Origin of the sequence: Gordonia sp. (in: high G+C Gram-positive bacteria) (genome assembly GCF_047606305.1) — a bacterium.
Taxonomy (GTDB): domain Bacteria; phylum Actinomycetota; class Actinomycetes; order Mycobacteriales; family Mycobacteriaceae; genus Gordonia.
This window is the reverse complement of record NZ_JASGER010000086.1, coordinates 58,707-82,370: the sequence shown is the minus strand read 5'-3', so window position 1 is coordinate 82,370 and position 23,664 is coordinate 58,707. Positions and strand designations below refer to the sequence as shown.

General features: G+C 65.3%; 22 protein-coding genes. 12 read left to right on the top strand and 10 right to left on the bottom strand.

The window, feature by feature from the left end; genetic code table 11:
- Together QM634_RS12870 and QM634_RS12865 are read right to left on the bottom strand one after the other, a co-directional pair.
- On the bottom strand, nucleotides 1-780 hold a 780-nt coding region (locus QM634_RS12870), incomplete at its 3' end, for an inositol-3-phosphate synthase (protein ID WP_415043174.1).
- Nucleotides 773-1,372, bottom strand: a complete 600-nt coding sequence (locus QM634_RS12865; protein WP_415043173.1) for a PadR family transcriptional regulator — start codon at nucleotides 1,370-1,372, stop codon at nucleotides 773-775. The genes QM634_RS12865 and QM634_RS12870, both read right to left, overlap by 8 nt.
- Nucleotides 1,373-1,545: 173 nt before the next feature.
- Here QM634_RS12865 and QM634_RS12860 point away from each other — a divergent pair, with 173 nt between their 5' ends.
- The 4 genes from QM634_RS12860 to QM634_RS12845 all read left to right on the top strand — a co-directional run bounded on the left by QM634_RS12860 (nucleotide 1,546) and on the right by QM634_RS12845 (nucleotide 6,673).
- Nucleotides 1,546-1,977: a DUF5318 family protein gene (locus QM634_RS12860; RefSeq protein WP_415043172.1), complete on the top strand. Its 432-nt coding sequence runs from the start codon at nucleotides 1,546-1,548 to the stop codon at nucleotides 1,975-1,977.
- Between the two features lie 67 nt (nucleotides 1,978-2,044).
- A complete protein-coding gene (locus QM634_RS12855; protein WP_415043171.1) occupies nucleotides 2,045-4,285 on the top strand; it encodes a transglycosylase domain-containing protein in 2,241 nt (746 codons plus the stop codon).
- A gap of 26 nt (nucleotides 4,286-4,311) precedes the next feature.
- Nucleotides 4,312-5,817: a glycosyltransferase 87 family protein gene (locus QM634_RS12850; protein ID WP_415043170.1), complete on the top strand. Its 1,506-nt coding sequence runs from the start codon at nucleotides 4,312-4,314 to the stop codon at nucleotides 5,815-5,817.
- A 37-nt stretch (nucleotides 5,818-5,854) separates the two neighbouring features.
- Nucleotides 5,855-6,673: an endonuclease domain-containing protein gene (locus QM634_RS12845; RefSeq protein ID WP_415043169.1), complete on the top strand. Its 819-nt coding sequence runs from the start codon at nucleotides 5,855-5,857 to the stop codon at nucleotides 6,671-6,673.
- A 69-nt stretch (nucleotides 6,674-6,742) separates the two neighbouring features.
- On the opposite strand, the gene QM634_RS12840 is transcribed toward QM634_RS12845, so the two are convergent.
- From QM634_RS12840 to QM634_RS12830, 3 genes are read right to left on the bottom strand one after another with little or no spacing between them, the layout of a single operon-like run.
- On the bottom strand, nucleotides 6,743-7,321 hold the full coding sequence (locus tag QM634_RS12840) for a GNAT family N-acetyltransferase (RefSeq protein ID WP_415043168.1): 579 nt from the start codon (nucleotides 7,319-7,321) through the stop codon (nucleotides 6,743-6,745).
- 45 nt (nucleotides 7,322-7,366) lie between these two features.
- Complete coding sequence (locus tag QM634_RS12835) at nucleotides 7,367-7,750, bottom strand: DUF1304 domain-containing protein (RefSeq protein ID WP_415043167.1); 384 nt, start codon at nucleotides 7,748-7,750, stop codon at nucleotides 7,367-7,369.
- Nucleotides 7,751-7,806: 56 nt separating this feature from the next.
- Nucleotides 7,807-9,255, bottom strand: coding sequence for a hypothetical protein (locus QM634_RS12830; protein ID WP_415043166.1), 1,449 nt, complete (start codon nucleotides 9,253-9,255; stop codon nucleotides 7,807-7,809).
- Between the two features lie 135 nt (nucleotides 9,256-9,390).
- Between QM634_RS12830 and rpsF the strand changes: the two genes are divergently transcribed.
- The 4 genes from rpsF to rplI are packed head-to-tail and all read left to right on the top strand — an operon-like array spanning nucleotide 9,391 to nucleotide 10,967.
- Nucleotides 9,391-9,672 carry a 30S ribosomal protein S6 gene (gene rpsF, locus QM634_RS12825; RefSeq protein WP_415043165.1) on the top strand — a complete coding sequence of 94 codons (282 nt, stop codon included), beginning with the start codon at nucleotides 9,391-9,393 and terminating at the stop codon, nucleotides 9,670-9,672.
- A gap of 43 nt (nucleotides 9,673-9,715) precedes the next feature.
- Entirely contained in the window at nucleotides 9,716-10,225 is a 510-nt protein-coding gene (locus QM634_RS12820; protein ID WP_415043164.1) for a single-stranded DNA-binding protein, read from the top strand.
- Between the two features lie 17 nt (nucleotides 10,226-10,242).
- Nucleotides 10,243-10,497 (top strand): 30S ribosomal protein S18, encoded by a 255-nt coding sequence (rpsR, locus tag QM634_RS12815; RefSeq protein ID WP_007320353.1) that lies wholly within the window; start codon nucleotides 10,243-10,245, stop codon nucleotides 10,495-10,497.
- A 20-nt stretch (nucleotides 10,498-10,517) separates the two neighbouring features.
- Nucleotides 10,518-10,967 (top strand): 50S ribosomal protein L9, encoded by a 450-nt coding sequence (gene rplI, locus QM634_RS12810; protein ID WP_415043163.1) that lies wholly within the window; start codon nucleotides 10,518-10,520, stop codon nucleotides 10,965-10,967.
- A gap of 66 nt (nucleotides 10,968-11,033) precedes the next feature.
- On the opposite strand, the gene QM634_RS12805 is transcribed toward rplI, so the two are convergent.
- Nucleotides 11,034-11,591, bottom strand: a complete 558-nt coding sequence (locus QM634_RS12805) for a hypothetical protein (protein WP_415043162.1) — start codon at nucleotides 11,589-11,591, stop codon at nucleotides 11,034-11,036.
- A 572-nt stretch (nucleotides 11,592-12,163) separates the two neighbouring features.
- On the opposite strand from QM634_RS12805, the gene dnaB reads away from it, so the two are divergent.
- On the top strand, nucleotides 12,164-14,377 hold the full coding sequence (gene dnaB, locus QM634_RS12800) for a replicative DNA helicase (protein WP_415043161.1): 2,214 nt from the start codon (nucleotides 12,164-12,166) through the stop codon (nucleotides 14,375-14,377).
- Nucleotides 14,378-14,724: 347 nt separating this feature from the next.
- Nucleotides 14,725-16,863 carry a CHAT domain-containing protein gene (locus tag QM634_RS12795; RefSeq protein WP_415043160.1) on the top strand — a complete coding sequence of 713 codons (2,139 nt, stop codon included), beginning with the start codon at nucleotides 14,725-14,727 and terminating at the stop codon, nucleotides 16,861-16,863.
- On the opposite strand, the gene QM634_RS12790 is transcribed toward QM634_RS12795, so the two are convergent.
- Entirely contained in the window at nucleotides 16,839-18,734 is a 1,896-nt protein-coding gene (locus QM634_RS12790; protein ID WP_415043159.1) for a DNA/RNA helicase domain-containing protein, read from the bottom strand. The two genes, QM634_RS12795 and QM634_RS12790, sit on opposite strands and share 25 nt — an antisense overlap.
- A gap of 208 nt (nucleotides 18,735-18,942) precedes the next feature.
- Here QM634_RS12790 and QM634_RS12785 point away from each other — a divergent pair, with 208 nt between their 5' ends.
- Nucleotides 18,943-20,049, top strand: a complete 1,107-nt coding sequence (locus tag QM634_RS12785) for a type I restriction endonuclease (RefSeq protein ID WP_415043158.1) — start codon at nucleotides 18,943-18,945, stop codon at nucleotides 20,047-20,049.
- A gap of 328 nt (nucleotides 20,050-20,377) precedes the next feature.
- Here QM634_RS12785 and QM634_RS12780 read toward each other — a convergent pair whose 3' ends face one another.
- The gene (locus QM634_RS12780) at nucleotides 20,378-20,740 is read right to left on the bottom strand and encodes a hypothetical protein (RefSeq protein WP_415043157.1); all 363 of its coding nucleotides are present in this window, start codon (nucleotides 20,738-20,740) and stop codon (nucleotides 20,378-20,380) included.
- Nucleotides 20,741-21,276: 536 nt separating this feature from the next.
- Between QM634_RS12780 and QM634_RS12775 the strand changes: the two genes are divergently transcribed.
- Nucleotides 21,277-22,245: a hypothetical protein gene (locus QM634_RS12775; protein ID WP_415043156.1), complete on the top strand. Its 969-nt coding sequence runs from the start codon at nucleotides 21,277-21,279 to the stop codon at nucleotides 22,243-22,245.
- 6 nt (nucleotides 22,246-22,251) lie between these two features.
- Here the strand turns inward: QM634_RS12775 and QM634_RS12770 are convergent, their stop codons facing one another.
- Together QM634_RS12770 and QM634_RS12765 are read right to left on the bottom strand one after the other, a co-directional pair.
- Nucleotides 22,252-22,923: a hypothetical protein gene (locus QM634_RS12770; protein ID WP_415043155.1), complete on the bottom strand. Its 672-nt coding sequence runs from the start codon at nucleotides 22,921-22,923 to the stop codon at nucleotides 22,252-22,254.
- A 69-nt stretch (nucleotides 22,924-22,992) separates the two neighbouring features.
- Nucleotides 22,993-23,544: a Uma2 family endonuclease gene (locus tag QM634_RS12765; RefSeq protein WP_415043154.1), complete on the bottom strand. Its 552-nt coding sequence runs from the start codon at nucleotides 23,542-23,544 to the stop codon at nucleotides 22,993-22,995.
- Nucleotides 23,545-23,664 lie beyond the last annotated feature (120 nt).

The window sequence follows — 23,664 nt, the reverse complement described above, 5'->3', positions numbered from 1 at the left end:
GTCCTTCTTGTTCGCCAGTGAACCGGTCAGGTTCGAGGTGACCGCCTGGGTCTTGGAGAGCTTCTTGGACTCCAGCCGCTCGCGCTCGAGCATGTTCTTGAAGTCCATGTTGCCGCCGACGTTCAGCTGGTAGGTGCGGTCGAGCACGACGCCGCGGTCCTCGAACAGCTTGGCCATCACGCGGTGGGTGATGGTCGCGCCGACCTGGCTCTTGATGTCGTCGCCGACGATGGGCACGCCCGCATCGGCGAACTTCTTGGCCCACACCGGGTCGGAGGCGATGAACACCGGCAGTGCGTTGACGAAGGCGACGCCCGCGTCGATGGCGCACTGGGCGTAGAACTTGTCGGCCTCTTCCGAGCCCACCGGCAGGTAGGAGACGAGCACGTCGACCTTGGCGTCCTTGAGCGCCTTGACGACGTCAACGCCGGTGCCGTCGGCCTCGGTGATGGTCTCCTTGTAGTACTTGCCCAGACCGTCGAGGGTGTGGCCGCGCTGCACGGGGACGTTCAGCGGGGGCACGTCGCAGATCTTGATGGTGTTGTTCTCCGACGCGTTGATCGCCTCGGACAGGTCGAAGCCGACCTTCTTGGCGTCGACGTCGAACGCGGCGACGAACTCCACGTCGCGCACGTGGTACGGGCCGAACTTGACGTGCATCAGACCCGGAACGCTCGCGTTCTCGTCGGCGTCCTTGTAGTAGTGGACTCCCTGGACCAAGGATGAGGCGCAGTTTCCCACGCCCACAATGGCCACACGCACCTGGTTGTGCTCACCCATGGTCGGGCTCTCCTTTTCGTTGCGACGACGCAGCTTTCCCCGCCGTCGGTTTTCCTGTTGTGTCATCGGCGTCGGAGGCTTCCGCCGCGATGAGCTCGTTGAGCCAGCGCACTTCGCGCTCGCTTGATTCCAGACTCAGCTCGTGGAGCTGGCGGCTGTAGCGATCGTCGCTGCGGGCGGACCCGCCGATCAGTTCGCGCAGCCGTTCGCGCCGCTCCTCGACCTGCCGTCGTCGACCCTCCAGGATGCGCATCCGCGCCACAGCCGGGGTCCGGCTGAAGAACGCGAGGTGCACACCGAAGCCGTCGTCGGTGTAGTTCTGCGGACCGGTGTCGGCGACGAGCTCGTTGAATCGGGCTCGGCCGGCCTCGGTCAGCATGTAGACCCGACGACCGCGACGCACCTTGGTGGCGCCGATGGGGGTCGTGTCTTCGACGATCAATCCGTCGGCCTGCATCCGGCGCAGCGTCGGGTAGAGCGAGCCGTACGAGAACGCACGGAACGCACCCAGCAGTCCGGTGAGCCGCTTGCGCAGCTCGTAGCCGTGCATGGGCGATTCCAAGAGGAGGCCCAGGATCGCCAGTTCGAGCATCCCGTTCCCCTTTCCCTCGGCCACACGGAAGCCGTGCGGTTCGCCGTATCACGATTAGCCATCAGATCGATGCTGTGAACGAATGTATCGCACCGATATATAGCGGCGCCAGTCGGGTGGGATAGATCACCGACATCCCGAACACCAGAAGGTGCGCGAGTACGCTCTTGGACATGGCAGTGCCGAGTCCGGACTCACCGTCGTGGGAGGAGAACGCCCCTCGACAGGTCGTCGACTACGCGCTGCGCCGACGGTCCCGACTGGCCGACGTCAACAGCGGGCGCGTCGGCGTCGGCGAGGTGTGCGACGCCAATCCGTACCTGCTGAACGCGGCCGCCTTCCACGGCTCCCCGTCGGAGACCACCTGCCCGATCTGCCGCAAGGAACCGCTCACGCTGGTGTCCTGGGTGTTCGGCGAACGGCTCGGCCAGGCCAACGGATCGGCCCGCTCGGACGAGGAGATCGCGGCCCTGGCGCGCAAGTACGCGGAGTTCTCGGTGCACGTCGTCGAGGTGTGCCGGTCCTGCCATTGGAACCATCTGATCCGCTCGTACGTTTCCGGGCTGAAATCGCAGCCACAGCGAACGCGTAAAATAGCGAAGTGATTCTTGCGTCGACCGCATACCGTCGGCCATACGACCGTGCGCGGCGCGGCACACCGAAAGGCACCACATGACCAGCGCTAACGGGACACCGAAGCGTGATACCGCCAGCTCAACGGGGAAATCCGGGTCGGCGACGAGTAAGTCGCTGGCCGCTGCGCGCCGCGACGGGGAGCTGACCAAACAGAAGCGGATCGCCTGGGGAGCCGGCATCGTCGGCGGGTTCGTGCCCGTCATGGCCGTGATCGGCATCCTCGCGTTCCTGCTCACCTACATCTTCGCGCACGTCCCCGCGTCGGGTGACATCAAGCACAACCAGGTCGCCAACATCCTCTACAAGGACGGCAAGGTGATGACCAAGGTCATCCCGCCGGAGGGCAACCGCACCGACGTCAAGATCACCGAGATCCCCAAGTCGCTGCAGGACGCGGTCATCGCCGCCGAGGACCGCGAGTTCCGCCAGAACTCCGGCTTCTCGATCCGCGGCCTCGGTCGCGCGGTCGTCGGCCGCGTCACCGGCCGTGAGGACGCCGGCGGTGGTTCGACGATCACCCAGCAGTACGTCAAGAACGCCCTCGTCGGCGACGAGCACTCCTACCGCCGCAAGTTCGTCGAGCTGGCCATCGCCACCAAGATGAGCAACGAGTGGTCCAAGGACGACATCATGGCCGCCTACCTGAACACGATCTACTTCGGTCGTGGCTCGTACGGCGTGGCCGCGGCGTCGCAGGCCTACTTCGGCAAGGACGTCTCCAAGCTGAGCACCGGCGAGTCGGCGGTCCTCGCGTCGTCGATCCGCTCGCCGTCGAACTACGACCCCGACACCCACCGCGAAGCCGCCGAGATGCGGTGGAACTGGGTGCTGTCGTCGATGGTCGAGACCGGGTCGCTGACCGCCGCCGACAAGGCCAAGATCAAGTACCCGAAGGTCAAGAAGTACGTCGAGGGCGGCGACCAGAAGGACGACGGGCCGATGGGCCTGATCAAGCGCCAGGTCCTCGACGAGCTCAACGACCTCAACATCACCGAGACGCAGGTCCGCACCGAGGGCCTCAAGATCACCACCACCATCAGCAAGAAGGTGGAGGACGGTCTGATCGACGCCGCGAACGACAAGCTCGCGGACTACCCGAAGCAGACCCGCACCGGCATCGTCTCGATCGACCCGCAGACCGGCGGCGTCGCCGGCTACTACGGCGGCAAGCAGGCGACCGGCTGGGACTACGCCAGCGCCGGCCTGCAGACCGGGTCGTCGTTCAAGGTGTTCGCGCTGGTGGCCGCGCTCGAGCAGGACATCCCGCTGTCGAAGATCTACAGCTCCGAGCCGTACGAGGGCTCCAACGGCCTCGTCGTGAAGAACTCCGAGGGCCTGTCCTGCGGGTCGTGCAACCTGGCGACGGCGATGAAGATGTCGCTGAACACCGTGTACTACCGCCTGATGATGGACCTCAACGGCCAGGCTCAGGCCGTCGCGAACGCCGCGCACAAGGCCGGTGTGGCCGAGAGCTTCGGCGACATCCCGCACACGCTGCAGGAGAAGAACGGCGGCGTCGAGGGCGGTGTGGTCCTGGGCCAGTACCCCTCGCGCGTCATCGACATGGCGTCGGCGTACGCGACGCTCGCCGCGTCGGGCATCTACCGCAAGCCGCACTTCGTGACGAAGGTCGAGAACAACGACGGCGTCGTGCTGTTCGAGCGCAAGAAGGATCCGGGCAAGCGCGTCTTCCCGGCCAAGGTCGCCGACAACGTGACCGCCGCGCTCGAGCCGATCGCCGCGTACTCCAACGGCAACAGCCTCTACGACCCGACCTACGGCTCGCGCCCGTCGGCCGCCAAGACCGGTACCGCGCAGCTGCGCAACACCGGTGACAACAAGGACGCGTGGATGGTCGGGTACACCCCGCAGCTGTCCACGGCCGTCTGGGTGGGCACCGACAAGGGCACCGCGCTGAAGACCCCGTGGGGCGGACCGGTCTACGGCTCGGGCCTGCCCGCGCAGATCTGGAAGCAGGCCATGGACGAGGCCCTGGCCGGCGACGAGATCAAGCAGTTCCCGGAGCCGGAGGCGGTCGGCGGCCAGGCGGGTGTCCCCTACGAGGCACCGCCGGCCCCCAAGTACACCGCTCCGCCGCCGCGCCAGCAGCGCTGGCCGGGTCAGGGTCGCGACGGCAACTTCACCGTCGCGCCGGGCATCACGGTCCCCGGTCCGCCGGCGCCGCGCTACAACCCGCCGGACAACTACAACCCGCCGCCGCGTCCGCGTCCGCACCGCCCGCGTCCCCCGCCGCCGCCGCGGTTCCCCTGGGGCTGACCCGGTAGCGACGTGACCGCTCTGACGTGACGGATTCCGTGACGCCGGCCGATCCGGCTGCGCTCGAGTCGCCGGCCACACCGGCCCCCGACCGCGACCGATCGGTTCGACGGTGGGCGCCGTCGCTGGAGGATCCGCTGGTCGCTCCGGCTGCCGGTCGGATCGGTGGTCCGCTGGGCCTGCACGCCGCCGTCGGGCGGGCCCGGTTCTCCGCGCTGCGCGTGCTGTTCGCGCTGGCCCTGCTGGCGCTGGCGTTCAGCTGGACCGGGAAGGCGGCCTGTCTGCAACAGACGCCGACGTCGTCGCCGACCTCCGTCGGCGCCAAGCTCGATGCGTCGCACCGGCTCAACTGGGATCGTCAGCGCGAGCTCTATTCGCTCTGCTACACCGACGTGGCCGCGATGTACGGGCGCCAGCACCTGGCCGACGGCGTGCCGTTCTGGACGTCGTGGACGGCGAAGTCGGCGAAGGGGCGCGAGGTCACGCAGCGGTTGGCGGCGCCGGTGGGCGTGGGGATGGTCGCGTACGGCGCCGAGCGCGCGACGGCCGGCTGGCAGTGGATACACGACCACTGGGGCGTGCCGTCGGCGATCAGTCCGGTCGTGTTCTTCAACCTGGTGGCGTTCCTGTTGGCGCTGTGCTGGCTGGTGACGATCTGGGTGCTGGTGAAGATCTCCGGCGAGCGCCGCTGGTTCGTGTGGGTGGCCGTGCTGTCCCCCGTCGTGTTCGTCCACGCGTTCACCGCCTTCGACCTGCTGACGGTGATGCTGGTGATGGTCGCGCTCCTGGCGTGGGACCGTCGACGGTGGTGGGTCGCCGGCGTGTTCTTCGGCCTTGCCGCGACCACCGGTATTTGGCCGGTGTTGGTGTTGGTCGCGGTGGGGTTGTCGGTCCTGTCCGCCCGCGCGTCGTGGGAGCCGCTCCTCAAGGCCGTCGCCGCCGCGCTCGCGACCTGGATCGCGGTGAACCTGCCGGTGGTGATCGGCACGAGCACCGGGTGGCTGCAGTACTGGCGGTTCCTGTCCGCGCGCGCCCCCGAGCCCGACAGCGTCTACGGCGCACTGGCACTGCTGACGAAGCTGAACCTGAACGTCACCGTGGTCAACGTGATCTCGCTGGTGGCGGTGGTCGGCGTGCTGATCGCGGTGACCGTCACGGTGCTCAACTCGCCGCGGCCGTTCGACGTGTACTCGATCGCGTTCCTGCTGGTCGCGGGGGTGCTGGTGGTGTCGAAGGTGTGGAGTCCGCAGAGTGCGCTGTGGCTGGTGCCGTTGGCGGTGCTGGCCGTGAAGTCGTCGCGGATCCTGATGGTCTGGATGCTGATCGAGGCGCTGTGCTGGGTGCCGCGCATGGGCGTGTACCTCGCGCCCGAGCACCACTGGCTGCCGCCGCAGTGGTACACGCTGGCGGTGGTCGTGCGGATGGTCGCCGTGCTGGGTGTGTGCCTGCACATCGTGTGGGAGCACTACGACTCCGAGGAGCCCGAGGTCGTGGAGACACCCCACCTTGTGCGATCTCCGTTGATGGCCTGATGGAGCCGATTGCCCCCTGTCGCACGTCTAAGAAGGCATGGACTGTGGTGTTTTCCGGCGGGCGGCACTGCTCGAAGCTGGCCACACCGAGGTCTCACTCCGACGAGCCCTCCGCGACGGGTCGCTGACCAAGGTCTGCACCGGTTGGTACGCCACTGCCAACGCCGACAAGGCGGTCGTGAGTGCGGTGCAGCAAGGCGGTGCACTGACGTGCGTGTCGGCGCTGGAGAAGCACGGGCTGTGGGTCCCGCCGGGTGCGCGACGACGGCTCCACCTCAGGCCTACCCGTCATCGGGAACAGCGCCGCCACTGCTGCGCGTACGGCGGACCGTATCCGGTCGAGACTGCGGTCGACGACATCGACATCGCGCTTCTCTGCGCCGCCAAGTGTGTGCCGGGCGAGCAATGGATCGCCATCGCCGACTCGGTCCTGAGAAAGAAGTGTCTGACGGTTGACGATCTGCGGCGGCAGCTCCCCTGCGTCCCGCCCGCGGTGGACCGGCTCATTTCGCAATGCGATGCGAAGTCGCAGTCCGGCACCGAGTCGATCGCCCGGGTGCGCTTGCGAGGTGCGGGGTACAAGGTCGTGGTGCAGCCCGATGTGAAGTCCTACGGCGGTCACGCCGACCTGCGGATCGGCAGGTTGCTCATCGAGTGCGACAGCGTGGGGTTCCACACCGACCTCGAGGCCTACCGGTACGACCGCTATCGGGACCGGAAGTCCCTCGTGGACGGGTGGATGACGTTGCGGCTGACCTACGAAGACGTCATGTTCGGCTGGCCGGAGGCGCTGGCGGACATCCGAGCGATTACGCGCGCAGAGCGCCATCGGTTTCCTCGCGACCGTCGTGCCTGACATTTTCTGCGTCTCACAGGCCCGCCGACGGGTATATCCCGTCGAACCCGCTCAGAGACGCAGAAAATGTCAGATCCGATTGAGGAGTGCAGCCTTGGCAGCCGGCCAGTCGTCGTCGGTCATCGCATAGAGGGCGGTCGTGCGCCAGCCGTCGCCGAAGCGCTTGTGTTTGCGCATCAGCCCCTCGAACTGCGCGCCGAGCTTGGCGATCGCCGCACGCGACCGTGCGTTGTGCTCATTGGTGTGCCACTCGACGCGGACCGCCCCGCAGTCCTCGAAGGCGTGGCGGAGCAGGAGGAACTTGCTGGTGGGGTTCACGCGCGTGCCCTGCGCGGACTCGGTGTAGAAGGTGTGCCCGATCGCGACGCCGAGGTCGGCGGGGTTGATCGCGTAATAGCTGGTCGACCCGACGAGCCGGCCGTTGTCGATGACGGCAAACGCGGTGCGCTGCCCCGCCTCGCGGGCGCGCAACGCGGTCTCGACGAAGGTTCGCGCCTCGTCGACATTCGCGGGCACCCCCGGCGACCAGCGGAACACCTCGGGATCCCCGACGAGGCCGCCGAGCTCCTCTGCGTCGCCCAGGGCCAGCGGGCGGAGCACCACCGTGCCGTACTCGAGGGTCGGGGCGCCGAGCCAGGTGTCCGTCATGATCGCCAGGCTACGACCAGCCGCCCGCCGTGCGGAAACGAAATATCAGGCGGCGATCGCCAACACGACGACGGCCACGAGCGGCAGGGCTCCCTGCCGCACCGCTGCACCGCGGTGCGACCGGGAGGACAGGCCGAGCACCAGCGCGGCCGCGAGCATCGAGGCGGTGCCGGCCAGCACCAGGGCCAGACCGACGCCCCGATGGTCGGACAGCGCGATGATGAGCGCCCCGACGAAGACCAGGATCGCGAGGAACAGGTTGTAGAAGCCCTGGTTGAAGGCGAGTTCGCGGGTGTCGAGCGCCTGCTGTTCGGTGGTGCCGAACACCGCGCGGGCACGCTTCGACGTCCAGGCTATCGACTCCAGGTAGAAGATGAAGACGTGCAGGAGCGCGGCGAGGATGGCGAGGGCGAGTCCGGCGATCAGCATGTGGCCAGTATGCGCCCGACCGGCGACTTCCCGGCGCCCATCGGGACGACCCGACGTCAGGCGGCAGGCTCGTACGGCGCAGGCGGGCGCAGGCCCATCGAGGCGAGCGGCTCTCGGGGAGCGGCCTTGACGAAGGCGAAGATCAGGTAGACCAGCAGCACCGCGTGGACCCAGACGCCGAAGTTGACGCCGCCGATGACCCACCACTTCATCGGGGGGTGCGACGGGTCGTTGATGATGCCGAAGAGCCGGAAGATGGTGAGGTCCAGCGCGAGGTCGGCGGCGAGGTAGGCGACGATCACCGGCCAGCGGACCTGCAGCAGCGCGAAGAACGGCAGGATCCACAGCGTGTACTGCGGCGAGTGGACCTTGTGGAACACCATGAAGCCGGCGAGCATCGCACCGCACACGCCGATCCACGGGTAGACGCCCATGGTCACCTTGTCGGGGCGGTACACGCGCCAGCCCAGCCACAGCGCCAGCACGAACGACAGCGCGATGAGCAGCGGCGACGCGAGGCCCACGATCGTGTTGTAGAGGTCGGTCTGCCCGCCGGTCAGGTGCCGCAGGCCCCAGTACCAGATCGAGTTGGTGTCGACGTCGGCCTTGCGCTTGCCCTGGAAGGACAGCGACGCGCGCCAGCCCTCCCAGCCCAGCACCATGAACGGGCCCTGCGTGACCACGACCGTCGCCGTCGCCGCACCCACGACCGTCCAGAAGCCGCGCCAATCCAGATCCGTCGCCACCTCGCGGGGCGACCGGAAGCGCTGCAGGAAACCGCCGCCGCGCGTCAGCACGTACAGCGCCAGCGGCAGGACGAAGAAGCCCGGATACATCTTCAGCGAGAAGCCGATGCCGAACAGGATCGCCGCCCACACCCCCGCTGTTCGCAGGGACAGCCGTGGCTTGCCGTCGGCACCGGTCGACGCACCCCAGGCGACGACGGCGACGCCGCCGACGGCGGTCGCGACGACCGGCAGCTCCCAGTTGTGGAAGGCGTAGAGGACCAGCGGCGGGGTCGCGGCCCACAGCAGCGCCCACCAGCGGACCAGGTACACCAGCAGCAGCGTGACGATGATGCCGAAGGGCGCGAGGATCCAGACCGAGTGGATGAAGAACTCGCGGTCGGTGTGGGCGCCGAGCGCGCCCAGCCACATCAGCACCCCGGACAGGACCGGGTACTCGACGGAACCGCCGACGAGGTGGCCGGCGCCGGTGATCGACCCGTGGATGTACGGGAAGACGTGGTTGTTGATGTCGCGCCCGGTCCAGAGGTTCATCATGTCCGAGTAGCACGGGATGACGGCGTGCGGATCGCCGATCGGCCAGCGCTTGGACCGCCCTTCGGCGTTGAACGGCGGGCCGCCGCACTTGACCTTCGCGTGGTAGCTCCACGCCATCGCCAGCACCGTGAACAGCACGGAGACCACCGACGCGAGGAGGGCGTCGCCGCGTCGGGTGCGATCGAGCGGGCCCAGCGCGAGGTCGTTGCCGCCTGTAGACATGGGCTACAGGTTATCGGTACGACGATTTCGCAGGTCAACCGGTCTTCATGTATCTTGGAGCGGTTGCCGACGCAGGCGACCCTCCTGCCGCGGAACGTCCGCGGCCGATTAGCCCATAGGAGGTGATGTGGTCTTATGCGTCACTACGAACTGATGGTGATCCTCGATCCGAGCCTGGACGAGCGCACCGTCGCCCCCTCCCTGGATACCTTCCTCAATGTCGTCCGAAATGACGGCGGTTCGGTGGATGGTGTCGACATCTGGGGCAAGCGCCGTCTTGCCTACGAAATCGAGAAGAATGCCGAAGGCATCTACGCGGTTATCGATCTCAACGCGAAGCCGGACACGGTCAACGAGCTCGACCGTCAGCTGAAGCTGAACGAGTCGGTGCTGCGCACCAAGGTCCTGCGCAAGTAATCACCCACCATCCGACACACCACGATCCTCGAGGGGAAAGCACATGGCTGGAGAAACGGTCATCACCGTCATCGGGAACCTGACGGCCGACCCGGAACTGCGTTTCACGCCGTCCGGTGCCGCGGTCGCCAACTTCACGGTGGCATCGACGCCGCGCACCTTCGACCGTCAGACCAATGAGTGGAAAGACGGCGAGGCGCTGTTCCTGCGGTGCAACATCTGGCGCGAGGCCGCCGAGAACGTGACCGAGTCCCTCACCAAGGGCACCCGCGTCATCGTCTCCGGTCGCCTCAAGCAGCGCTCCTTCGAGACTCGTGAGGGTGAGAAGCGGACGGTGTACGAGCTCGATGTCGACGAGATCGGCCCGTCGCTGCGGTACGCAACCGCCAAGGTCACCCGCGCCTCGCGCGGTGGCGGCGGTGGCGGCTTCGGTTCGGCCGGCGGCGGCGGTGGCCGTCCCGCGTCGAGCCAGCCCGCGGCGAACGAGGACCCCTGGGGCAGTGCGCCCGCGGCGGGTTCGGCGGGCGCGGCCTCGGAAGAACCACCTTTCTGATCTATCTGGAGTAATACATGGCAAAGCAAAAGGGTCGGAAGCCCCGCGTCGAAAAGGTCGTCAAGGCCAAGGCGTGCAGCTTCTGCAAGGACAAGTCCCAGGTCATCGACTACAAGGACACGGCGCTGCTGCGTCGCTACCTGTCGGACCGCGGCAAGATCCGTTCGCGTCGCGTGACTGGTAACTGCGTGCAGCACCAGCGCGACGTGGCGATCGCCGTCAAGAACTCGCGTGAGGTGGCGCTGCTGCCGTTCACCTCGTCGGGTCGCTGAGCGGGAAGGGAAACGAACTCATGAAGCTCATCCTGACTGCCGCTGTGGAGAACCTCGGTGTCGCCGGCGACATCGTCGAGGTCAAGGACGGCTACGGCCGCAACTTCCTGCTGCCGCGCGGCCTGGCGATCGTCGCCACCAAGGGCGCCGAGAAGCAGGTCGAGGGCATCAAGCGGGCCCAGGAGGCCCGCGAGGTGCGCGACGTCGAGCACGCCAACGAGCTCAAGCAGGCCCTCGAGGGTCTCGCCGTGCAGCTCGGTGTGAAGACGCACGACTCGGGCAAGCTGTTCGGCTCGGTCACCACCGGTGACGTGGTCGGCGCCATCAAGAGCGCCGGCGGCCCCGCCGTCGACAAGCGCACCGTGGAGCTGCCCAAGGGTCACATCAAGGCGACGGGCACCTACCCGATCGTCGTGAAGCTGCACCCCAACGTCGCGGCCAACTTCGACCTGGCCGTCGTCGCGGAGTAGCCCGCACGCACTACAAGAAGAGCCGCCGCCCGGGATTCCGGGCGGCGGCTCTTCTTTGCGGGGTCGTCAGCGCAGGCTCGGCGGGAGCTTGGACTTGGGCGGGTTGTAGGCGTGGTCGCCGGCGGGCGAGATGAACTTGTGCCACCGGGGGCTCACGACGAAGGCGCGGCCTCGGGTCTCACAGGTGAGGACCGCCGGGCGCGGGCGGGCGCAGATGATGTCGTAGATGTGGATGCTGCGGCCCACCGGCAGGACCTTGGCGCGGTAGTGCGCGTTGGGCAGCAGGCGGATGCTGGGCGCGAAGATGCCCTCGGGGCTCACCCACCACGGGCCCTGGCTGTTGTTCAGGTAGGTGCCCTGGACGCCGGGAGGGGCCGTCGCGGGGCGCCCCTTGCAGGCGATGCGGCCCGGCGTCGAACCGAGGCCGCAGTAGAACATGCCGGCGCGGAAGAAGGCGCGGCCGTTGTTGTCGTAGTTGTACGAGACGTAGGTCTTGGCGTCGACGGCCGGGTAGCGGGCGAAGTCGAGCTCGGGCGCGGTCGCCGACGAGAGGGCCGGGGTCAGCGAGAGCGCGGCGACCGACGCGACGGTCGCGGTCAGTGCGCGCTTCAGTGCGGTTTTCATCACGTGAGGTCTCCCCATAGGTTTACTGCCTGCCATTTCATCACGACGCGGCTGCCCGCGGGCCGCCTGGGGACAAATTCCAGCGTTCCCACAGGGACCGGCGTCCAGGTTACCGGGTGTTGTGATGCCGTTCACAAATCGGTCACTCGTCCAGGGTTGAGGCTTTGCTTGAGGGTTGATCCGACGCGCCAGCCGCGACACGCCGAGGATCGCCAAACTCGTGCGGTGTGGACAACGACAATCCGCTGTGACCTGCGAAAACCATCAGGAATCCGCGGTTGTCGGAAAGTTATCCCCGACTCTGTCCACAGCCCGTCAAGGACAACTGCGCGCAATCCACAGACTGTCCACACGGCTGTCCACAGCACACATTTGGGCAGGGTTGCCAACGGCAATAATCTTCCCCCGATAGATCGCCGCGCCCCATCTCGACGACGCGGCGGCGGGACGGCACCGGGTCACCCGGGAACCTCCCCCGTCGTTGTCAGGGGTCCGGCGTATCAAGGACGAAGGCGGGCCGACGCGGCCCAGACGAGTGGGGCTTGTCGGGAGTTCCGAAAGGGGGTGGGCACGTGTCTGTGACCGAAGACCATGGTCACGAACCGATCCCCGAGGATCTGTCGAACGAGGAGTTCGGCCGCCAGCCCCCGCAGGATCAGGCCGCGGAGCAGTCCGTGCTCGGCGGCATGATGCTGTCCAAGGACGCGATCGCCGACGTGCTGGAGAAGATCCGGCCCGGCGACTTCTACCTACCGTCGCACCAGGCGATCTATGACGCGATCCTCGAGCTGTACGGCAAGGGCGAGCCGGCCGACGCCGTGACCGTCGCCGCCGAGCTGGAGCGTCGCGGCGACCTCAAGCGCGTCGGCGGGGCGCCGTATCTGCACACGCTCATCCAGACGGTGCCGACGGCCGCGAACGCCGGTTACTACGCGGAGATCGTCGGCGAGAAGGCGATTCTGCGGCGGCTCGTCGAGGCGGGCACGCGCATCGTGCAGTTCGGTTACGCCGGCGGCGAGGGCAGCCAGGACGTGGCCGAGGTGGTCGACCGGGCGCAGGCCGAGGTGTACGACGTCACCGAGCGCAACACCTCTGAGGACTACGTGCCCCTGGAGCAGCTGCTGCAGCCGACGATGGACGAGCTGGACTCCATCGCCTCGCGCGGCGGCATCTCGCTGGGCGTGCCGACCGGCTTCGCCGACCTGGACAAGCTGACCAACGGGCTGCACCCCGGGCAGATGATCATCGTCGCGGCACGTCCCGGTGTCGGGAAGGCGCTCGCCCTCGACACCCCGCTGCCCACGCCGCACGGCTGGACGACGATGGGCAACGTCGCCGTCGGGGACATGCTGCTGGATGCCGACGGCCAGCCGACGCGGGTGGTCGCGTCGACGGAGGTCATGACCGATCGACCGTGCTACGCGGTGCGGTTCGACGACGGGGGCGTGCTGGTCGCCGACGCCGAGCACCAGTGGCGCGCGCAGCTGGGCGATCAGACGGTCGTGGCGACCACCGAGCAGCTGCGGCCGCACGTCGGGTGTGCGGTGATCCGCAATGCAGCGCCGCTGGAGTTGCCGAAGCGTCGGTTCGCGTATGGGCCGTACACGGTCGGCGCGCTGGCCGGCATGGCCTTTGACGACCCCGAGATCTCGATGCGCATCGACGCCGAGGGGGAGGTCGACGTGATGACGCTGATGGCCGATCTGGGCGGGCAGGTGCCGGTGGAGTACCTGCGCGGCTCGATCGCCCAGCGTCGCGCGCTACTGGCGGGCATCCTCGACGCGCGCGCCGTTGTCGAGGACGACGGTCGGATCACGGTCGCGGCGGCGACGCGGCACATGACGTTCGTTGTCGCCGATCTGGTTGCCGGGCTGGGGTATTCGTACCGACGACTGGCGTCGGGATGGCTGAGCGTCGACGCCGACGACGACGTGTTCACCGTCCACCACAAGGCGATCAAGCACAAGGAGCTGCGGCAGCGGTCGAGGTCGCGGCGGATCGTGGCGATCACGCCGGTTCCGAGTGTGCCGGTGCGCTGCGTGCAGGTCGACAACCCCGATCACCTGTACCTGGCCGGCGAGGCGATGGTGCCGACGCATAACTCGACGCTGGCGATGGACTTCCTGCGGTCGGCGTCGATCACGCACGGGCTGACCAGTGCCATGTTCTCGTTGGAGATGAGCAAGTCCGAGATCGTCATGCGACTGCTCTCGGCCGAGGCGAAGGTGAAGCTCGCCGACATGCGGTCGGGGCAGATGAGCGACGACGACTGGACGCGCATGGCGCGGCGCATGGGTGAGATCTCCGAGGCGCCGCTGTTCATCGACGACTCGCCGAACCTGACGATGATGGAGATCCGCGCCAAGGCCCGGCGACTCAAGCAGCGCCACGATCTGAAGATGATCGTCGTGGACTACATGCAGCTGATGACCTCGGGCAAGAAAGTAGAGTCACGCCAGCAAGAGGTCTCGGAGTTCTCCCGGTCGTTGAAGCTGCTGGCCAAGGAGCTGGAAGTCCCGGTCATCGCGATCTCGCAGCTGAACCGTGGTCCGGAGCAACGGACGGACAAGCGGCCGCAGGTCGCCGACCTTCGCGAGTCGGGATCGCTGGAGCAGGACGCCGACATGGTCATCCTGCTGCACCGGCCCGACTCCATCGAGCGCGACGACCCCCGAGCCGGTGAAGCCGACATCATCGTGGGCAAGCACCGTAACGGTCCTACTGCCACGATCACCGTTGCTCACCAGCTTCACCTCAGCCGGTTTGTGGATATGGCGCGGGGTTAGGACAATTGTCGCCCGGAATCGCCCACTCGGTGCAGCCACACGGCGACGCCACCCAAGCCGGTCTTGACCGCTTAATAGCAGCCTGGAAACGTGGAGCCACCACGGCTCGAGAGTTCGCAGATCCCAATGCTGAGACGTGCTTCTATGCGACGAAATTTCATCGAGTCAACGCTGAACTCCGGCGTGGTTGCGACATCGCGTATGGGACTACGGCCGCGCACGCATACGGCGAATACTATGCCTACGCCACCCGCAAGTCTCAGTCGTCCGAGGCTTACGACGCACGATCACGCTTCGCCCAGCTCATCGCATGGATACAGCTGCCGAATCGAGATCAATGCCTACAGATGTCGCACCACCTATTCATGGACCTGGCCAACGACGCAGCAGAAGCACGCGAACGTCGGAACGAAGCAATGGCTCTAACAAATGCCGCACTCGCGGTTTGCGAGATGCACAATGCAAATCGAGAGCAGATACTCGATGCTCAGACGACCCTGGAACGCGCACTTCGAATGCGTCCTCGCGGAAGTGTGGACTACGCATACAGTCTCATAAATCTCTCGATCGCCCGCTACCAGGCCGCCAGATATACAAGAGAGCCAGACAGGTCCCGCACGTTCACCAACTGCGTACGCGGACTAGATCAAGCGAGAAAGCTATTTAGGAAGCACCACGAACGAATTCCTCTCGACGCGTACTACGGTAACCTCGCGGACGTACTTTCCGCATGGCTCCAGTACGAAGTCAGAAGAACATGGGAGAGATCAGCAAGTTTGCCCAACGAGACGGACCCCGAATACGACGCTGAGCTAGGTAGCTACGCCGCGCTAGCTACCGTAAATCCATCAATACTTGGGCTAGATGAGACTCCAGAGTGGGTGCCGCAGCTCAAGGATTCGATTAGCCTCGCGATTAAATCGGTGCCTCAATTACGTGCGAATATCGAGAAGATCTCTAGGTACGTAGCACAAAGTGAACTAAAGTCTCCGCGAGTTGCCGTTAAGCTATTTCAAATCCAAACAATTCTTGCTCCACTGGACGGCCACCCGCCGATTCCGTATAGCGCATTGGATACAGTCTGGGAAGAAGAGGACTACGAACAATACTCCATCTGGGCAATTCGAATTTCCTCATGGGAAGGCGCCCAGCGCGAGACTTCTACTCAGTACACTATACTTCTACAGAGGCTGGCCTGGTGCCTAAGCTACTTTCGCAGACATTGGTCAATCGATCAGATCAATCGACTGATGTCGAGGAACCCCCTGTCCTTTCGGCTCGCCGCCTGCGAATTGGCGCGGCTCGGGAATTGGGAGTTCGCTTTTCATCTACTTGAAAGTTCACGAGGACTAGTTGCTTCAGGCTCGCAGCAAGACTTCGAGGTGCGCGACCATAACGATCTTGAAGTAGCGTGGTTTCACGTCACACATAGCCCCAGAGCCACTTATATCGTAAAAAGGTGCGGAGATGAGTATTTCGGTAGGGAGTTCTGTGAACTCAGCGGCGAAAAGCTCGCGTCACTATTTCTTAATCTCGTGGGCGACAACCTACTTCTCTCCCAGGATAGTGACAGGCGGGCCACCTCTCGATCCGCCATGCACATATGTGAAGAACTGGCCCCCATCGCTGACTGGATTTCTAAGAATTCGGACAGTCGCGTAGCACTTATGCCGGGAGGTCTATACCAGGCTTTCCCCATATGGTCAGTTGGTGCACTTGCCTCAGATGTCTTCACAGGGTCTCGACTGGTGTCATCGGCGCCATCTAGAAGTCTCGCTCTAAGGTTCAGGCACGAGTCAGAAGCTGACGCTACGGTAGACGTGCTAGAAGCGTGTGATGTTGCCGGATCTCCACCGCTCCAATTGGGGAGACTCGAGCCATATTTCATACAGGACGCACTTAATGGGAAGATCGACATACACTTGTCGTCCGCATCCTTCAGCGCGCTCCGCGATGCACTGCAAGACTCGCGTGGCATACTACACTTCTCGGGGCATTCGAGAGCAGATTTAGATCCCTACGACTCCTTTCTACTCACATATGGCGCGCAAGTCACCGTTCGAGACCTTCTCCGTCTCCCTATCATGAAAGACCTGGTATTTCTAGGATCATGTCAGTCTGGCCTCGCCAGAAATTTAATGCATCAGGACGAGTTTCTGAGTCTTCAGACAGCCCTCTACTACGGAGGAGCAAGGTGCGTCGTAGGCACACTCTGGCCAATTAGTGACGCTGCAGCATTGGCGTTCTCAGTACGGTTTTATCGCTATTTGTCGAAATTTCTAGACTTCCGAGACTCGGCGCAATACGTGCGGCGGATTCAGGAGGCGCATTCATACGCGACTAGTTGGCTGAAGAATGCGTCGCGGCGAGACGTGAATGAATTGTTCACCTCACCTGAGAATCAAGACATATTCACGCGAGACCTCGATGAACTCGCGTTCAACTACTACGACTGGGCCGCTTACGCGATTGTAGGTGTTTGTTGACTACAGCCGGTTAGCGCACGCAAGGCGGTACGTGTCTCGTCATCAACCGCATAGATAACCGTCCCTACCATTCCTCTCGTTAGCAGGACCTTGTAGACGTGCCTGACCAGGCGGTCAAACCGAGGATCGGACACCTTCGACCGATTCTTGAAGTCCGGATCCCTATTCGCATTGCGGACAGCGGTGAATCCACCATCACGCCAGACCAGGTCCGGCCCGATGATCACGCCGTTCCAGTCGTACTCGAATCCCTGCGCGGTATAGATGCAACCGACCTGGTCGAAGCCTCCGTCGTCCGTCGCCCAGAGCGCGGAGGGAGGAGCATCACCGACCCTGCGATCACCCTTCACGTTCCATGGCCGGGCCCAGTCCCCGATACAGACGTCCGGAACCAGCTGCCCGTCCTTTGTCGAGTCCGACCACGGCCAGCAGTAGCCCGCAGTGATCCGCGCGCTGTAGCCGTCTTCCATCTTCTCCTTGAGGCGGCGTTCCAATTCCCATGGGCTGTCGACCACCTCGACGCTAAAGGCGGGATCACCAGACCACGTGGTGGGAGACGCCGAATCGTCTAGGCCCAGCAGACGCTGCACCCACAGCAGGTACTCCTCGCTGCCGCCACAGCGGAACTGCGCATCGAGCTCCACGTGGACAACTTCAAGCCCGCGTTCTCGAGCCATCTGAGTGATCTGCTCCAACGAGCCCATCTCGCCGGGGCGCACGATCTGGTGCTCGTCGAGCAGGAAGACAGGTACCCACGCTGCCGCAATCAGCTCGTCGATCTGCGGGCGGTCGGTGCGGAGTTCGGCGCGCGTGTACCGGCCGGCCGAAGTCTCGCGGATCCGGTGCGCCTCGTCCATGATCAGGACGTCCAGGCCGTTAGTCTCGGCGGCCATGAACTGGTTGAAATACTTGAACATCTTCTGGATCTTCGGCTCGCGGTAGCCGGCGACCTTGCGAAGTGTCTGGGTGAACGACCGCGATCCGGTTGCGTGCAATACGCTTCGGCCTTCACGCGCTAGGTCACCGAGCAGTTCAAGAGCGACGACGCTCTTCCCACTGCCCGGACCGCCAGTCACGACGATCACCCGCTTCGAGTTCGCCTGCCGTGCCTGTTCAACCTGATGGAGTACGAGATCCACCGCGACCCGCTGGTTACCCAAGAGGTGAAACTGGGATCTGTTCTTCACCTCGTCGGCGGCGACCTTCAGAAGCTGCCGTGACGGCGCGATATGAGACTTGAGCAAGAGATCGGCGGACGCCCGACCGCTCGTAGGCGCCAGCCGTGAACGCAGGAACTCGTGGAATGCGCCCCGCTCAGCGGCCGTAAACAGCTGACCCGACGTCGTGACCGGAACTCCGCGCAGATCAGAAACCAGCGCTGGGTCCGTCGCATTGTGGAGGTACGCGACGCCCGCCAGCGCATCAGGTTGATCTTCGATCGCGCGGGCGAAATCAGCGATGTAGTCGCAATAGTCGCGGACCTGAAGAATCGGGTTGGACTTGGGTGGGCCCGGCATCCCGAGGACGTCAACGAGGGACGAATCGCCCTCGTATGCGTGCGCCGAGGTCCACTGCTTCAACTCAACGACTACATACGACGGCGCACCGGTCTCCGGATGGATACCGGCGAGAACCACGTCGGCACGTCGAGACGTGAGTGGTAGCCGGTACTCGATGAGCATCTCAACGTCGCTGAGCCCGGCATCTCTCAGGTCTGTGGCTAGGGCGGGAAGGCTCTTCCCCCAGGAAGCCTGCTCGGACTTGCTCGCACGCCTACCGGTAGCGAAGAGCATTTGCTCCAGCAGCTTCTCCACAAGCGACTCCGGCTGATCCAAGCGCGGATCCGCGGCGGTAGTGCGCAGCAACGTCACGATGAGTCCCCAAGGCAGCACGAATCAACTCGTGCGGGTGGGGACATGTCGTGGTGCTAGACACCTGAAGTCCGTCGGGCCGCTGGGACCAGACTAGCGAACAGCCGCCGATCATCGAGGATGCGCGAGCCAGTCCGTCAAAGCCCCGGTCCTCGACGCTTTCCGAGGGCTAGGGTGATTCCACCAATCGGAACGGCGGGAGCTGAGCGTGGCGACGACTAATGAACAGATCGGCGCCTTGGCGCGAAAGATCCAATCCACAAGGGACAGCATCGACACGGAGGAAGGCACAAAGAACGCTTTTATTATGCCGTTCATCTCCAACGTTCTGGGATATGACGTCTTCGACCCCACAGAAGTGGTCCCTGAATACACAGCCGACGTCGCCACCAAACGTGGGGAGAAAGTCGACTACGCGATCTTCCATGACGACAACCTCCAGCTCCTGATCGAGTGCAAGCCGATCGGCTCGACTCTCGACCTTCGGCACGCCGGCCAACTCTTCCGGTACTTCTCTGTCACTTCGGCGCGCATCGCGATCCTCACAAACGGCCAGCAGTACCAGGTCTTCACTGACTCCGAGCTGCCCAATCGGATGGACGAGAAGCCTTTCCTGGTCTTCGACCTCCTCGATCTCGACCGAAGTCTTCTCCCAGAAATCCAGAAGCTTTCGAAAGACTCGTTCGACCTTGACTCGGTTATCAACGCCGCGCAGGAGCTCAAGTACGTGGGCGGCATCCGCCGGATGATCGCCGACGAGGTGAAGGACCCCTCCGATGATTGGGTTCGATACTTCGTCACTCGGATCTACGAAGGGAAGGCAACTCAGAAGGTCATCGACCAGTTCCGCCCACTTGTGGCCAAGGCCCTTACCCAATATCTCGGCGGCCAGGTGAACGAGCGCCTGAAGGTCGCCCTAGGCGATGACGCAACCGCAGAGAGTGACTCGCCTCAAGCCAAACAGCCAACGGCCCCTCCCTCAGCGCAAGCAGAAGAACCAGCGCACGCGCCCGACTCGGACGTCGTCACGACTGAAGAGGAGCTCGAGGGCTACAACATCGTCAGAGCGATCGCTGTCTCGGACATTCCACCTGAGCGGATCGCCTATCGCGACGGAAAGGCCTACTTCGCAGTCCTGCTTGACGACAACAACCGCAAGCCGATCATTCGCCTACATCTCAATGGTCAGAGCGTGAAATACGTGTCGACCTTCGAGAAGGGCAAGGAGACACCAACTCGGCATGACATCGAGTCGGTCATCGACATCTACCGGGTCTCTAAGCAGATTCGGCAGACGATCCGTAGTTACGAGTGAGAGCCAAAGGAAGACAGTGATCAGAACACTTGTGATTGGTGCCGCGTCGGCGGCAATCGTGCTAACCGGAGGATGGGCGGTTGCTGCACCTCCCAAACCGCCCAATATCATCCGCTGCCTTGGGGGCACGCCCGGCCAGCCCTCTACACCGACGGTGCAACGCGCTTCTCCCAGTGGTGCTATGACACGCAAGGCGGAGAAGCGTACATGCGCCAGGAACGCCAGTCGGGTCAGAAGTAGGGCCCGCCGGGGGCGTGGATTTTACGGTGGTGTGTGGCTACGCCAGGTTCAAGCCGACCCGTCGTGAGCGACCGACCAAACCGCCTCGTCAGTGCACCGTCCGCCGAAGATCAGAGTGCCCAACCACGACGGGGCCAACGAACACCGGCCCACTGAACCCGCCTCCCGGGCGTCGATTCAGAACCCGGCGTTGCCCGTAAGCGTCGTAGTAGCCACCGGTGCGCGTCGGCACGATGTGGAAGCGTTGGGCTCCCAGCGGCCCAAAGTCGTAGAGGGTGTGGCCGTCTACCGCGACGTAGGTCCGAAAGGTCATGCCGAACACGACGGTGGCCGCGCGGTAGCGACCTTCGGTGACCCGCGCCTCGGCGTCGGGCGCGAGCGCGGTGGTGCCGACGAGGATGGCCGCGGTGAGTGCACCTGCGGCGACGAATGGAGTGCGGATCCGGCGCATGTGGTCCCCCTTGGGTCGCGGTGTTCTCACCGTACTCGCCGGCGGTGTCCGTTTTGCTCGAATTGCCGTCTCGCCAAGCCATCGCTCGTCGTCGACGCACGGTTCTTTCGGTGTGGACCGAATTCCTTCCAAGCAGATTCCGCATAATGTACGATCTTGCCGACCGGCCGCCTGAGCCGGTTGTGCACCGGGCACGTCGCAGCACCAAGACCAGCACTTGAGCTGCTGCGCGTCGTCCAGGCCCGCCCCCGCGGCCAGTCGGTGCACCAGCCAACAGACGGAAGCGGTTCATCGTGGGGCGACACAGCTATCGGGGCGATTCAGCGGGGGCACGACGTCTCATCGTCGCGACGGCGGCGGTGATCGCCGTCGTCGTCGCGGTTCAGGTGTGGCTCGACCACCGCAAGGACCCCGGCAAAGCGACGCCCACTCCAACTGCCGGCGCACCAACGACCGGCGCTCCCACGTCTGGCCCGCCCGCGGACGGTCGGTGCCCGGCGGGAAACGCCCCGGTCGACGTCGCCGCCGATGCCACTGTGGCCTCAGCCCTGGCAGAGATCGCCACGACCTACAACGCGACCCGTCCCGTCGTCGCCAATCGTTGCGTCGCGGTGAGCGTGCGTGCGGCCGATGCGCGCGAGACCCTCACCTCCCTCACCTCACCGCAGCCTCCGACGGGGCCGGCAGCATGGATTCCGCAGTCGTCGGTGTGGTCGGCCGCACTGACCGTGGCCAAGCCGGACGCGATCGCCGGACAGCCCGCGTCACTGGTCACCTCCCCGGTCGTCGTCGCCTCGCGCCCGGAGTTGCTCGCCGCCTCCGGCAACGGCGGCGAATGGCTCAACGCGCCCTACCTGACCTACGAGAACGCCTTCGCCGCGTACGGCGAGTTCAAGATCACCGGGTCGGCCCGCATGGCGATGCCCGTCGGCCCCGGCTCGGACGCGACGGCCCTCGTCGCGCAGGCCTACGCCTACAACGCGACCCTCGCGAAGAACCCCGACGCCGGCCCGCTGTCCGGCCGAGCGGTGGCCGCGGCGCCCATCCAGACCGGTCTGGGGCAGCTGGTCCACAACCCGCCGAAGGTCGGCGACGGCAGTGCCGAGGCCGCCGTCCGGGCGATCGCCGCGGCCCCCGACGTGGAAGCGGCCCGGGTGCGGACCGTCCCGATCAGCGAGCAGCAGCTCTACCTCGCCACCCGCGACTGGAAGCAACGAAAGCTCGGCGTCTTCCGACCGCACGGCGCCACTCCCGTGCTCGACTACCCGGTGATCCGACTGAGCGGCGCCCCCTCGTACAGCTCCGACGCCGTCGACGGCTTCATCGCCTACGCCAAGTCGCCCACGCAGATCGCCCGGCTGACTCGGCTGGGCTTCCGCGGACCGGGCCCGCTGCCCGCGGCCACGCCGAACGTCGACTTCCCCGCCCTGCGCCGCGTGATGCCGACCGCGCAACCGGGAGGTGCCGTCGCGGTCAGCCGCGTCGTCCTGCCGTCCGCCGAGTAGTCCCGCCTACAGCGCCCAGAAGTATCTACTGCTGGGAACCAGATCGAGCCCGTCCCCTGCTCCGAACTTCCCGACGCTGGCCATGAGCTCGTCGATGCGACGCTTGAGCTCGGCGTCGTCACCCCGACTGCCGTAGAACTCGTGAGGGTCGGTCATGCCGGCCATCGGGAAATGCTCCTCGACGATCCCCGCCACTTCCGGCGACCCCTCGGTGATCACCTCGTCGACGATGTTCTGCACGTACGCCTCGGTGTTCTGCGTGCGGATCGCGACGGCGGTGTGGTGCTGCATCCAGTAGTCGAGGTAGTCCTGCCGCGACATGTCCGACGGTCGTCGCAGGAGTGCGACGTTGGCCAGGACGTCGGCGCGCTGACCGTCGGGGACCGGACGCGGATCGAGGCGGACGATCTCGCTGACGCGATAGGCGTGGGGTTGCGTACCAACGGCTTCCGCCACCGCGTCGACGATCGGCTGCGACTCCCCGTCGGTCCACACCGACAGAATCGCTGACACCGGCTCTGCCGCGGGGATGCGCATGGCGGGAGCGACGGTCTCGTCGTCGACGTTCACCTGCAACGCCGTTGCCCCGGCGGCAGTCAGGGCTCCTCGCAGTTCGTCGCCGAGCAGGATCGGTGCGAGGTTGTTGCCGTGCACGGTGAGCATCAGTTTCGTCGCCACGCGGTCAGCATATGGCGGCCACCGAAAATGCGATGCCGTTGTCGGACTGCCACCAAGACCGTTGGACGCTCAGTCGAGAAGCGCTACCGGCACCAACGACACCTCGAACGGTTGGGTGACGTCCAACTCCTCATCGCCCGTCGCCCGGCCGACCACCTCGTACTCACCGTCGCGCAACGCCCACGCGGTGATGGATGGCTCGTCGGGGTCGACAACCCAGTAGTGCCCACACCCCGCCCGCTGCAACCGTTCCTTCTTCAGGAGTAGATCCACGCCGCGCGTCGACGGTGACAGCACCTCCACCGCCAGCTCCGGGGGTCCCTGCAACGCGCGGTCGTTGAACGCGGATCTCCTGACGACAAGCGCATCGGGTTGAAGGACGGTGTCGTCGGCGAGGACGACGTCGAACGGTGCGTGCAGAATTTCGAGATCGTCGGTGCACACCGCGTAGAGCCGGGCCACCAGGTTCACGCTCACCCGCTGATGGATCCAGCGCGGCGACGGGCTCACGACGAGCACGCCGTCGAGCAGCTCGTACCGGTGCCCGTCATCGGGCATCGAATCGAGGTCGTCGCGGGTCAGCGCACGCCCCCGCGGCAAGCCCAGCACCTCGGTCGTCATGATTGCCACTGTAAGCCTCCCCGTCGCCCATAGCCACGGAATCTAGGTCCGCGAGCACCGCCGAAGTGCGCCGGGAATCTCCTCTCCCGACGTTCGTGTGGACAACCGCCGACTGTGGAC

Bases quoted from the DNA above. Each gene is read 5' to 3' on its own strand.
- QM634_RS12865 (WP_415043173.1), bottom strand. From the start codon at position 1,372: ATGCTCGAACTGGCGATCCTGGGCCTCCTCTTGGAATCGCCCATGCAC.
- QM634_RS12860 (WP_415043172.1), top strand. From the start codon at position 1,546: ATGGCAGTGCCGAGTCCGGACTCACCGTCGTGGGAGGAGAACGCCCCT.
- QM634_RS12855 (WP_415043171.1), top strand. From the start codon at position 2,045: ATGACCAGCGCTAACGGGACACCGAAGCGTGATACCGCCAGCTCAACG.
- QM634_RS12845 (WP_415043169.1), top strand. From the start codon at position 5,855: ATGGACTGTGGTGTTTTCCGGCGGGCGGCACTGCTCGAAGCTGGCCAC.
- QM634_RS12840 (WP_415043168.1), bottom strand. From the start codon at position 7,321: ATGACGGACACCTGGCTCGGCGCCCCGACCCTCGAGTACGGCACGGTG.
- QM634_RS12835 (WP_415043167.1), bottom strand. From the start codon at position 7,750: ATGCTGATCGCCGGACTCGCCCTCGCCATCCTCGCCGCGCTCCTGCAC.
- QM634_RS12830 (WP_415043166.1), bottom strand. From the start codon at position 9,255: ATGTCTACAGGCGGCAACGACCTCGCGCTGGGCCCGCTCGATCGCACC.
- rpsF (WP_415043165.1), top strand. From the start codon at position 9,391: ATGCGTCACTACGAACTGATGGTGATCCTCGATCCGAGCCTGGACGAG.
- QM634_RS12820 (WP_415043164.1), top strand. From the start codon at position 9,716: ATGGCTGGAGAAACGGTCATCACCGTCATCGGGAACCTGACGGCCGAC.
- rpsR (WP_007320353.1), top strand. From the start codon at position 10,243: ATGGCAAAGCAAAAGGGTCGGAAGCCCCGCGTCGAAAAGGTCGTCAAG.
- rplI (WP_415043163.1), top strand. From the start codon at position 10,518: ATGAAGCTCATCCTGACTGCCGCTGTGGAGAACCTCGGTGTCGCCGGC.
- QM634_RS12805 (WP_415043162.1), bottom strand. From the start codon at position 11,591: ATGAAAACCGCACTGAAGCGCGCACTGACCGCGACCGTCGCGTCGGTC.
- QM634_RS12795 (WP_415043160.1), top strand. From the start codon at position 14,725: ATGTCGCACCACCTATTCATGGACCTGGCCAACGACGCAGCAGAAGCA.
- QM634_RS12780 (WP_415043157.1), bottom strand. From the start codon at position 20,740: ATGCGCCGGATCCGCACTCCATTCGTCGCCGCAGGTGCACTCACCGCG.
- QM634_RS12765 (WP_415043154.1), bottom strand. From the start codon at position 23,544: ATGACGACCGAGGTGCTGGGCTTGCCGCGGGGGCGTGCGCTGACCCGC.